The organism is Pedobacter gandavensis (assembly GCF_032678745.1).
Lineage (GTDB): Bacteria > Bacteroidota > Bacteroidia > Sphingobacteriales > Sphingobacteriaceae > Pedobacter > Pedobacter gandavensis_C.
In genome coordinates, this window is record NZ_JAVTST010000001.1 from 1,118,817 (window position 1) to 1,130,728 (window position 11,912).

An 11,912-nucleotide genomic window follows, 5' to 3' on the forward strand; every position below is an offset into this window, starting at 1 on the left:
GCTCACGATGCCACTAAAAAGACATCACCTACCCCGAGTGTTACTGCAACCAACGCAAGACCTAGATCTCCTTAAAACAAGCCGTCGCCTTTGGAATTTAAGAGAGGTATGGACAGCAACTGCTGATCAATAATCCAACAAAAATGTTCATCCTCTTAATTTAGCGTTCTACCACACTTTCAAAATTGATACTATAAAAAAATGCCCCCATAAAGCGTCTAACTTTTTGGGGGCATTAAATTTATTATAGCTCTGAGACTTTACTCCTTTGCCATCTTGTTAAGGAAAGGACAACCTGCCATGGCTTTCTCTTCATCTTCTATAGCTACAGGGGTTGAAACTGGTCTTCTACGATGCTGATCTTGTACCAAGGGGAATACCGAGGTGAAGAAATTAGACCAACCACCAGTCCTCACCCTTAACAAGTTGTATTGTTCAGGAGAGTCCACCGCTTTCTCAAACGTATCCGGATTAGCCACAGTAATTGTTAGAATATTAGAAGATTCGCCTTGCGCAAATTGCTGCATTACGCGGACAATCATATCCGCTGGAAAATCCTCATCAATATTGAAATCAGTTGGCGCACCATCAGTCATCATTTCTGCTCCTTTACCTTTAAATCCTGCAAGCGACTTTTCAAAACCAGCATGCTGGGCTTCAATTGGTAAATCTGCAGGACTTGGCATCGCACTTAAATCACCGGCAACAGTTGTTCCTAGTCTGCGGCCATCAGCACTGGCTCCATTCCAGGCTCCCATCTCCACATGGTTTTCGAAAGTACCTACACCCGGTTGGATTTGAAGTCCGAATGGATAATCTTCGGAACCATACATTTGGGCCATATTTTTCAAACGCTCCAACATTTGTGGTAAAGGATCTGTGAAAGTTTTAACGGAAATTCCGGCAACACCTTCTACTATCGCATTTCCAAAAGCATCAATATCTTTATGCCCCCTACCATAACGTGGCAATGAAAGCGCGATATCTCTCAGGCGTTTAAAGCGATCTGAGCGACCGGCAATCCTTGATTCACCAGCAAGATTACTGATAAAAGGTTCTGTCATTTTATAACCCCAATCGCAACATAAACATTCCAATAACTCCGGTAATGTGGTGACTGCATTTTTATCATCAAAAACCATCGTCTTAATGGCATACAATGAATTGATAGTCGAACTTAAGGCAATATAACAAGGTCCATAAATACTATATTTTGTACCACCGCTATAAAAATCCTGTCCTTTTGCCAAACAATCGTCCATCAGTACATTTAATATTGGTGAAGGGCAGAATCTTGTATTAGCGCCATAACCCATCAGCTGTCCATTAAATGCTTTACGATTCAACAACTCAAAATGTTGAAAATAAATATCCAGCAGTTCTTTAAATGTTTTAATCTGATCCGCAGGTTTAGAATTTAGAGAAACTGTTTGGCCAAACAGGTAGGATTGTCCGGCCGAAGAATAGGTTCTACCTTGATTTAATGCACATTCTAAAGGTTGCAAAGTAGAGAAGCCACCTAAAGAAAACCAGTTTTCACCAGGAAATTGCGGCTCATAACAACCATCACAAGCATAGTTTTGTGCAGATTCCATCGTCACCGCAGGATTCCAGTTCTTAGTCTCCTTGCTCAGATTACCACCTACCCCATCACCACTTTGGTAAAGGCCTTCGATGATTTTCTCATCATTCAATAGAATTGGATGCGCTCCACCAGCCAATATTGCATGAGCTGCAGCATCCAGTAATTCCTGAGGAATATCTTTCCTGGTACGCAGAGAAAGACAAGGCGCATTTAAAGGCAACCTTCCTGAGGCATGAATAAACAACATGGTAAGCTTATTATATGCAGGTTTTGTATCCTTAAAATCAATAGTTCCATCTGCAATAGTCCCCCCAACAGTAATCTGCTGAATCCATTGTCCTAAGGATGCACCTTGTGGATAAGGACCAGAACTACCACCCATTGCCAGGTTTCCAAATGGCTGATGATCCTCCATAAAGATGCGGTTCTGCTGTACTTTTTCATCTAGTTTAATGTAAAAAGCATCAATAATTTCCTGTGCTTCTTCCAGAGAAATGTGGTCATTTTCAAAGAAAGGCAACAACAGCTGGTCCATCCTTCCGATAGCTGTAGGTTCTCCGTTTAAATGTAAACAACTGTGCAGGGTAAAAATAAATTGTACGGCCTCCACAAAAGAACCAGGCTTTTCTTCTGCCAGCTTATCCATACGTTTGGAAATATCTTCCAGATTTGCCTTTTCCCATGCTTGGCCTGGAGTCATCTTTGCAGCGATTTCTCTGGCAAGACTTGCATAATTCCGGAAGTATTCAGAAATACCTTGCAGTGCCAGATAAGCAGAATGGTACAGCTCCTTTTTCTCAGGTGCTGCTCCTTTTTCATATGCCAGGACCTCCGCTTTCATTAGCCCTAAACCTTTGTGCAATGCTTTTTCGTAATGCGGAATCACGTGTCCTACACCAGATGCTTCAGAAAGATTGTTCAAAAATCCATCCATACGCTCCGTTTCCGACAGGTACTTCATCACATAACGTCCTTCTCCCAAAGATAAGTTTGGCATAGCACCCACAATAATCTCCTCTGGGGAGATCCTAAAAGTATCAGAGCCATAGATCGTTTCGCCATCATCCTGACGGAAGGAAGAATATGGGATCAAAGTACCGTCTTTCAGTCTTATTTTACGACCTCTAAACCCATAAGACGGATCACTGAATAAGTGTAAACTCAACCTGATCGCCCAACCTTTTCTGATCATGATCGATTCTTTCATGATATCGGCAGGCTTATCTGCCCCCTGATATTTACCGATATAATAAGAAAGGTCTTCTTTAATTTCTTCCTGTTTACGGTTGAAATACCAATTGTCCTGCCATAGGGAAAAGATATTTTCCAATAGACTCAGGATTCTGTTTGATGGTACTTTAAAGAATTTATTTTTACGGTCAATCCCGGTAGACATGGTGAAAAGATAGTTCTGATGACTATAATACATCAGGCCGTTTTTAGAAGCATCCTGATAATGACGATCTAACCTTCTCCAATCCACTCCTGGAAACTTCAACCAGTTTCCTATGTCTACCTGACTAAAATCATTGGCATAATCTTCCATCAATTGCAATTTCAAATCTTCTACACTTGGAATGTAAAATAAGCCTCCCAAATCTGATTTCAAATGATTGAATAATCGATCATTCATAAAACCTTTGTCGGCACCGATTTGATTGCTCATGATGTTTTCAAGGATACCGGCCTCTTTAGAGAATCCGGCAAAATAAATCCCTTCTTCGTCAGAAACAGTAACAGATTTAGGCGCTCTAAATCCATTTTTTGATTGTTTAGCCCTTCCAAAAGGCAAACCCAACCTTAATACAGGTGTGGTATTTCCATTTTCATCCTGTAACCTGGCCGATTTAATGTGACCTCCGGAATCCCGATCTGGAATAATGGTATCATCTGTTTTACGCCCAATCAGGTCTTCGATCTGATCTTCAGTTAACATATTAATTTGGTTCCAGTTGATTACAAAACGTTGCGCCAACACAAATGAACCACCAAAATGTGCCATATCTTCTCCACCAATCAGGGTATGTTTAGCAATCGTGATGGGGTCTGAAGGATTATTTAAGTTCTCAGAAAAACGGCAACCCAGGACCTTTCCCTTATGTCCGTCTTTTTCATTTGATTTAGAAGCAGCTGGTTGGGCAAAAGAACGACTGGTATCCTCTTTCAATGCGCTTTCTATTAGCTCCAGCACCAGTTCACAAGGCCTTTCAAAATCACTTTTTATGTGAAACCAAATGTCACCATGTGCATTGTTAAATACCCCTTTAGAGGCATCGAATACTTTAGAGGTAAAAGGATCTTTTTCTTCCGGAAAGTTCAGTTGCATTCCTTTTGGAAGTGAGGTACCGTCTTTTGCACAAATGTCTGCCCAGTTTTTGAAGGAAACCCCCAATACAACGGTGGTGTTCTTACCTGCCAGTGCATCATTGTTGGTAATCTCGTCTCGGAGCGTTGCCATTAAAACTGCAAGTTGTTTTTTGTCGACTGTTTTTTTCAACCAGAAGGTGGCGAAAATGGCGTAAGGAGATGGGTAAACCAATCCACGCTGACAATGTTTCCAGACTTCATCTAGTCTTTCGTCAAAGCTTAATGCATTCATAATTGAGAGTTTTAGGGATGATAAATTATGATCCAACCAGCAATAGGTTGTTTCATAATTTAAAATAATTAAAATTTTCCCTACAATACACACAAAATGAGATTTTTTGCCAAAAAACAGGTAGTTCTACCTATCCTTATTCCATTTTTAGAGCGGGCAATTTCTTTTTTTCTTCCGGGAGCTGTTTTAGTTTTTTATAAGTCCTGGCCTTATTTTATGAAATTCATTTTTTTTGTGAGCCTCAGTCGTTATCCAAAAGACTATTTTACTTAAAGTTATCAAAAGCCTCAATTACAGCTCTTTTTTTTAACCTAATTTAACATTTCAATATCGAAACCAGTCTGGCGCTTTTATACTTTTAAAACCTATCTTGATTTTAAAAACAAGGAATTATATAATCTTCTACAAAACTGGTATATTCGTGGCAATTATGGGTTACGCAAAAGAAAGAGGAAAGCTGGAGAAGCTATCAGGAAAAATTGTTGGTCTGGATATTTATAATGAGAAAAACTTCGCTATTCTCGTTGACAGCCATGAAAACTACTCGCATACAATCAGAATTCTAAAAAACAAAGAACCTGAATTGTTTATGGAGTTATATACTAATGAACTACAGGAAATAAAAATCGCTAGAAAAGCAGTTAAGGAAAGTGAAACAGATGAAGCTCGTCAGGCCAACTTCATTTTATATAGAGATACTATTGTGCGTGTAATGGCTAAAACCATTGAGATCACAAACCAGACCAATTAATTGGTCTAAAATAACAAATAAGCCTCAGAGAAATCTGGGGCTTATTTGTTTTAATGAATTATAGCTATTCAATTTCCTTATTGGTAGCCGGTATTCTGACCAAACTCTCCTTTATTACTTACCGCATCGATTTGCGTTCTTGGAATTGGCTTCACAAGATTAAAGTCTTTAATATTGGCTGCATTGGGGTTATACGCTTTTACACGTTCCAATAGTTTGCCGGTTCTTTTCAGGTCAAACCACCGGATTTGTTCCCCTGCAAATTCCCTTGCACGTTCATCCAAAACAAAATCCAATGTCATCTGTGCTGCAGAAACCTGCATTGCAGCCACCTTGCCTGTTTTTGCGGCTCTGGTTCGAAGTACGTTAATATATTTAGCAGCGTCATCCGGATTTTGTAATTGCAAGGATGCCTCTGCAGCAATCAGGTACAACTCTGCAAAGCGGATCACAAAAACATCTCTGGCACTTTGCGCCTCATTGATACTGCTTCTGGTAGGGTCATCAAATTTACTCAAGGTCACATAGTGAAGCTGATCTTTTACAGTCCCATCCGCATTATAAACAGCATTTCGGTCAAATATTTTATACAATTTACCTGCTGGAGCAAAGACTTTCTTTGTCGCAAAAACAGCGGTATCTCCTACTTTCATTCCAGCTGGCCTGGTGGTTCCATTGGCATACCAAACCGTTTTAAATGAACCATCATAACGGGCATCATCGTCACCATATAAATCCAATAAAAAACGGGTAGGCATATAACGGTCGAAAGGTCTTCCATTGATAATATCACGTAGCATTCCGGGTTGATCATCATACTTCATGGCAAACAACATATGACTGCTATTACTCCCCCTACTATGTCCTAAAGGATTTAGAATAGGATCAACAAGGTCATTTAAGGAAAGGTTTGTAGAATAGTTTACCGCATAAATTACTTCTTTATTTTTCAGGTTTTGCATTTTCCATAAATCAGCATAAGCAGGTAACAAAGAGAAACCATAGCCACCATCAATCACACTTAAAGCCATGTCCTTCGCTTCTTTATATTTCTTTTGTGTCAGGTACATACGTGCTAAAAACGCCTGTGCCGCAGGTTTTGTAGCTCTGCCATAATCCTTAGTGGTTGCAGGTAAATTGCTGACGGCAAATAATAAATCATCAATAATCTGTTTATTAAAGACCTCCACAGGCGTTTTATTGGCGGTAGTAATCACCCCTTTTGTTTCCTCAAGAGTAAAATGCACCCCACCCCAGGACTCTGCAATATGCCAGTAATAAAAAGCACGTAGAAATTTAAGCTCGGCTTCTCTGATCGCTTTTGTAGCTGGATCAAGGCCAGCACCAGCAATCTTGTTGACCCCTGCATTACATAGGTTTATTGCAGTATATAGCTGTTGCCACTCAGTAGTAACTGCCGTATTTGTTCCCTGCAGATTGATGTACTGCGTTAAATCAGTGGTCACATCACCCGCTCCACTCATCCAGATGTCGGTCCCCATTTCTGCCATTGCATAACCTTCCTCTTTTCCGTACCACCAACGTTGGTAAGAATAAGCCGCATTCACTAGGGTTTCAAAACCAGCTGGTGTAGTGTATACACTTTCCGCAGTAATTCCGGAAAGATTCTTTTCTTCTAACATCTTTTTACAGGAAGACAAAGCCGCCAATCCACTAAAAAGTAGGAGTGTTTTAATTATATGATTTTTCATGATCTATCTTATTTATTGATGATAATTCCGTTTAAAAGCTAGCATTCAGACCGAAGGTATAGAGCTTAGTCATAGGCGCTCCTTCTGAGCCACCCCTCTCCGGATCATACTCGTTTAATAGCTTTGATTTGGTATAGGTCAATGGATTTCTTGCGGTGAAATACAACCTGAGACTTTTCACAAAACTTCTTTCTAAAGTAGTTTTAGGGATGGTATAGCCGAGGGTAATGTTCCTGATTCTTAAGAAAGAACCATCTTCATAGCCCAAACTTGTAGAATACAAAGTGGAAGCAAGAGAAGTATTTTTATTTGGCCTAGGGTAAGCGTTGGTTGCATTCTCAGGAGTCCAGTAATCGATAATGCTGGAACTGTTATTTACCCCTTGAGGATCATAACGACGTAGGAAATCTGCATACAACATTTGTCCCATTCTTGCATATATATACACATTTAAATCCCATGCTTTATAAGTGAAAGTGTTTTCTAATCCACCACTCCAGTTTGGACGGTTGCTTCCTAAGATTTTACGGTCATTGCTGGTGTCAATTTTACCATCCCCGTTCAGGTCTCTCACCTTAATATCTCCAGGTTTTTGTCCGTACTTTGTAGCCTCTGCAGCTTCTTCTGTTTGCCATATCCCAATCTTTTCATAATCATAAAACGACTGTATAGGAGAGCCGACAAACCAATTGTTCAGCACATCTGCCTGGGCGCCACCAGCCAATTCAATAATGCGTTCTTTGTTTCTGCTAAAACTCAGCGCAGTAGTCCATTGAAAATTCTCATTGATGATGTTTTTAGAGGCAATGTAGATTTCTAATCCTCTGTTGCCAGTTTTGGCCACATTCTGGATCACACTACTCAATCCTGTAGAGGTTGGCAGACTTCTATTCAGGAGTAAATCGTAAGTTTTAGAATCATAATAATCGACGGTGGCAGAGATCCTGTTTTTCAAGAAGGAGATCTCTAATCCAAAATCGCTGGTCTTGGTCTTTTCCCAGCTCAATTGCGTATTCCCTGTTCTTGGCGAATAAGTATAAGCTGGTGCCGCAGCATCATCATAAGCAAAGGCTATTTTCGACAAGCTGCTTTCCGTAGAATAAGGATTGATGTTGTCACTTCCTGCAATACCATAACTGTATTTTAATTTCAGGTCGCTGATCACTTCATTGTCTTTCAGAAACTTTTCGTCGCTTATTCTCCAGGCAACTGCTCCAGAAGGGAAGAATGCCCATTTGTTTCCCGCTGCCAGCTTCGAAGAACCATCTGTACGTCCAGTCAGAGTGAGCAGGTATTTTCCTTTATAAGCGTAATTTAATCGCCCTGCGAAGGAAACCAGGTTATTCATAGTATAAGCAGTGGTAACTGCCTGATTAATCGTATTGCCCAAGCCATAGAACAACTGAGATTTGAGCAATTGATTCTCACCAGAGGCGTTCACATTATCCCCTCTGTTGAACAGTAAACTATTGATCCCAGTCAAAGTAAAAGCATGTTCTTTAATCTCCTTGTTATAAGTCACAAAGTTTTCAATATTGATCAAATGTCCATTAGAAGCAGCATAGGTTGCCTTAGGATTGGAACCATTACGATCCAGGGAATATCGGTCTGCATAAGTACCCAAGCGATCCGTATTTAAATTTGCGCCCAGATTGGAACGAAAAACAAGACCTTCCATTGGTTTCAACTCCATATATGCAGATAAAATCGTACGGTTGATCACCGACTCGCTAGTGTAAATATCAGGTTGTTCATCCGCCAATGGATTTACAAATGTTCCAAAAAGCGGGTAGAACATAAAGTTTCCAGCCTCATCATAAATGGTTCCAAGCGGAGCTACTTTATTTGCTTGATTTAAGGGATCTCTACGATTTTCCTGTTCATAATGCGTGAATTGCGCCTGTAAACCTGTAGTAAACATTTTCCCAATAGATTGGTCTACATTTAGACGGGCAGAATAACGATCAGACTTGTCCTTTTTCAACACCCCTTTTTCATTCATGTAATCTAAAGAGAAGTACACCTTAGTCTTTTCTGTACCTGCCCTTACCCCGATTTGATGGTCTTGCTGATGGCCATCATGAAACAAGAGATTCTGGTAATCCAAAAACTGATTGTTCTGGATGGCATTAAATTCTGCAGTACTAAAAATAGAAGCGTCATCTGCCGGACTTTTCCAGCTGCCTGTATTGCGATTGGCTTCTCTTTTCAAGTTAATATACCCCGCTGCATCCATTACGGAAGGGTATCTTGACACTTTTGAAATCCCATAATAAGAGTTCAAAGAAATGGTTGCTTCTCCGGTAATTCCCTTTTTAGTGGTGATCAGGATGACCCCGTTTGCTCCCCTTGAGCCATAAATCGCTGTAGAAGAAGCATCCTTCAGAATCTCCATAGAAGCAATATCATTGGGATTTAAATCCTGAATACTCGAATATTGAACCCCATCTACAATGATCAGGGGCCCATTTCCAGCGGTAATAGAGCGCGTACCACGGATGTTGATATTAACCCCGGAAGAGGCAGAACCACTACTTCTGGTAATGTCTACGCCAGGAACTTTCCCCTGAATAGACTCCAATGGATTGGCAGAGGGCACTTTAGCAATCTCATCTCCTTTTATGGAAACTACAGAACCGGTCAGATCACGCTTTTTCACTGTACCGTAGCCCACAACCACGACCTCATTCAAGTCATTTTGTTCAGGCGTTAATTTAATATTTAAGTTGACCTGTGTACCTACGCTGACTTCCTGCTTTTCAAAACCCACATAGTTTAGCACGAGTATAGGATTACTTGTATTTGCAGGAATGCTTAAGCTAAATTTTCCGTTGGCATCGGTACTTGTACCACGGGTACTTCCTTTGACCATGACGCTTACGCCGATCAATGTTTCCCCAGTTTTGGCATCAGACACCTGGCCCGATATTTTACGGTCCTGGGCGTATAGCGCAGTGCATAAAAGACACAGCATGGCCAGTGTTAAATAGAATTTGCTCATTATATTTGGTTAGGTTAATTTCTTTTGCCTTTAAACAAGTCTACAAAGAATCAAACACCAAAAATTAAAATGAGGCAAAAAAAACTGTGCAATCGTTCCCGAACCACATGAAACATAAGCCATTAACCTCCAAGGTCTACTAACAGTAAGTAAACACAGTAGAGCGAAGTTCTTTTAAACAAAAAAAGCCATCTATATAGATGGCCCCTTTTGCTTATGCAAAATTATACTACTTCGATTTCTCTTTTAAAAGATTCAATTCTTTTGTCAAAAGATCAATCTGCGCCTGTTGTTCTTTGATGGCAGCTACCAATACCGGGATCAGACTTTCGGTCTGAACTTCATTGTATTTCACCACTTTTGAATCATTCTTACCGGCATTATATTGCTTAGATACTTCTGATACCATTTCCGGAAATTCAGGAAGTACATTACTCACCAGAAAGCCGTATTGTGCCCCTGATGGAAGTGCCAGATAATTGAACTTTTTAGTATCATACTGAAAGGTAACCGGCTCCAGATTCTTTAACTGTTGTGTAGAGTTAGAGATTTTGTCGATGTTAACTTTCAATTCTTTTTCATTGATTTTTTGTGCATTTGCAGTGACTGCAGTAACTGTGAAAACTAGCGCACAAACAGCGGTTTTCACTAACATTTGGTGTTTCATGATATTAAATTTTGGTAAAACAAAATTGTAAATCTTCCATTCATACGCCTTCCATTTTATGATTTAGCATTCGCCATTACCCTATTCTTCCGACCAATTCCTGGATCTTTCTACAGCTTTTTTCCAGTAGTGAAGGTAGTTTTTAGCCTTGTCTTTTTCCATTAATGGCTCAAATTTCTTTTCAATGTTCCATTGTTTTTTAATCTCCTCTACACTATCCCAATAGCCAACCGCAAGTCCGGCAAGATAAGCCGCACCTAATGCTGTGGTTTCTAAAATCTTAGGCCTCACCACATCGCTACCAAAAATATCTGCCTGAAACTGCATTAATGCATTGTTTTCTACTGCTCCTCCATCTACTCTTAATTCTGTAGATTTCTTTCCGGCATCGGATTCCATACTTTTCAAAAGATCATTCACCTGGAAAGCAATTCCTTCTAATGCGGCTCTGGCAATGTGTGCTGAAGTTGTTCCTCTGGTGATACCGAATATGGCACCACGAGCATATTGATCCCAATAAGGGGCACCTAAGCCCGTAAGCGCTGGCACAAAATAAACACCACCATTGTCTTCTACCGAAGCAGACAAGGTTTCACTTTCGGCGGAAGTTTTAATAATCCCCAGGCCATCACGCAACCATTGAATCGCTGCTCCACCTACAAACACACTACCCTCTAAAGCATAGGTGACTTTGTTATTGATTTTCCAGCCTACAGTAGTTAGCAAGTTGTTTTTAGAAAACACAGGCTTATCACCAGTATTCATCAGCATAAAACAACCCGTGCCATAAGTATTCTTAGTCATCCCCTCGTCTACGCACATCTGACCAAAAAGGGCAGCCTGCTGATCTCCTGCAATCCCTGCAATAGGAATTTTAGAAGCGAAAAGTGTAGTCACTGTATTTCCGTATACTTCAGAACTTTGCCTTACTTCTGGCAACATGCTTTCCGGAATAGTCAATAGTTCCAACAATTCCTTATCCCATTCCATCGTATTGATGTTAAACATCAATGTTCTGCTGGCATTGGAAACATCGGTAATGTGCATGGCGCCACGGGTAAACTTCCATACCAACCAGCTATCTACTGTTCCAAAACAAAGCTCACCACGTTCTGCTCTTTCTCTTACTCCTTTTACATTGTCTAGAATCCATTTCACTTTAGTTCCAGAGAAATAAGCATCAATCACTAAGCCTGTTTTTTCTTTTATTTTGTCTTTCCAGCCTTGTTCTTTAAGCTCATCACAATATTTGGCGGTACGTCTGTCCTGCCAAACAATGGCATGATATACCGGAATTCCTGTCTCTCTGTCCCATACAATCGTAGTTTCCCTTTGATTGGTGATTCCGATTGCGGCGATATTCAATCCGTTTAAATCAGATTTAGCAATTACTTCTGCCGCAACAGAAGACTGCGAATACCAGATTTCATTAGCATCATGTTCTACCCAGCCTGGTTGCGGAAAGAATTGTTCAAATGGTTTCTGCGCTACGGCAACGATCTCTCCATCATGGTTGAAGATAATGGCACGGGAGCTGGTTGTTCCCTGATCGAGGGCTAGAATGAATTTTTGGTCTGGCTCCATTTTATATGATTGA

At 40.4% G+C, this 11,912-nt stretch carries 6 protein-coding genes; 1 reads left to right on the forward strand and 5 read right to left on the reverse strand.

Annotation, left to right across the window (positions count from 1 at the left end; all coding sequences use genetic code 11):
- Positions 1–260: 260 nt before the first annotated feature.
- Positions 261–4,184, reverse strand: coding sequence for a Dyp-type peroxidase (locus R2S10_RS04435; RefSeq protein WP_316839236.1), 3,924 nt, complete (start codon positions 4,182–4,184; stop codon positions 261–263).
- A 430-nt stretch (positions 4,185–4,614) separates the two neighbouring features.
- On the opposite strand from R2S10_RS04435, the gene R2S10_RS04440 reads away from it, so the two are divergent.
- A complete protein-coding gene (locus R2S10_RS04440; RefSeq protein ID WP_316839237.1) occupies positions 4,615–4,935 on the forward strand; it encodes a hypothetical protein in 321 nt (106 codons plus the stop codon).
- A gap of 77 nt (positions 4,936–5,012) precedes the next feature.
- On the opposite strand, the gene R2S10_RS04445 is transcribed toward R2S10_RS04440, so the two are convergent.
- The 4 genes from R2S10_RS04445 to glpK form a co-directional block, all read right to left on the reverse strand.
- Positions 5,013–6,647 carry a RagB/SusD family nutrient uptake outer membrane protein gene (locus R2S10_RS04445; protein ID WP_316839238.1) on the reverse strand — a complete coding sequence of 545 codons (1,635 nt, stop codon included), beginning with the start codon at positions 6,645–6,647 and terminating at the stop codon, positions 5,013–5,015.
- 31 nt (positions 6,648–6,678) lie between these two features.
- Complete coding sequence (locus tag R2S10_RS04450) at positions 6,679–9,648, reverse strand: TonB-dependent receptor (protein WP_316839239.1); 2,970 nt, start codon at positions 9,646–9,648, stop codon at positions 6,679–6,681.
- A gap of 229 nt (positions 9,649–9,877) precedes the next feature.
- The gene (locus tag R2S10_RS04455) at positions 9,878–10,315 is read right to left on the reverse strand and encodes a tail fiber domain-containing protein (protein ID WP_316839240.1); all 438 of its coding nucleotides are present in this window, start codon (positions 10,313–10,315) and stop codon (positions 9,878–9,880) included.
- A gap of 81 nt (positions 10,316–10,396) precedes the next feature.
- Positions 10,397–11,899, reverse strand: a complete 1,503-nt coding sequence (glpK, locus tag R2S10_RS04460; protein ID WP_316839241.1) for a glycerol kinase GlpK — start codon at positions 11,897–11,899, stop codon at positions 10,397–10,399.
- Positions 11,900–11,912: the final 13 nt, after the last annotated feature.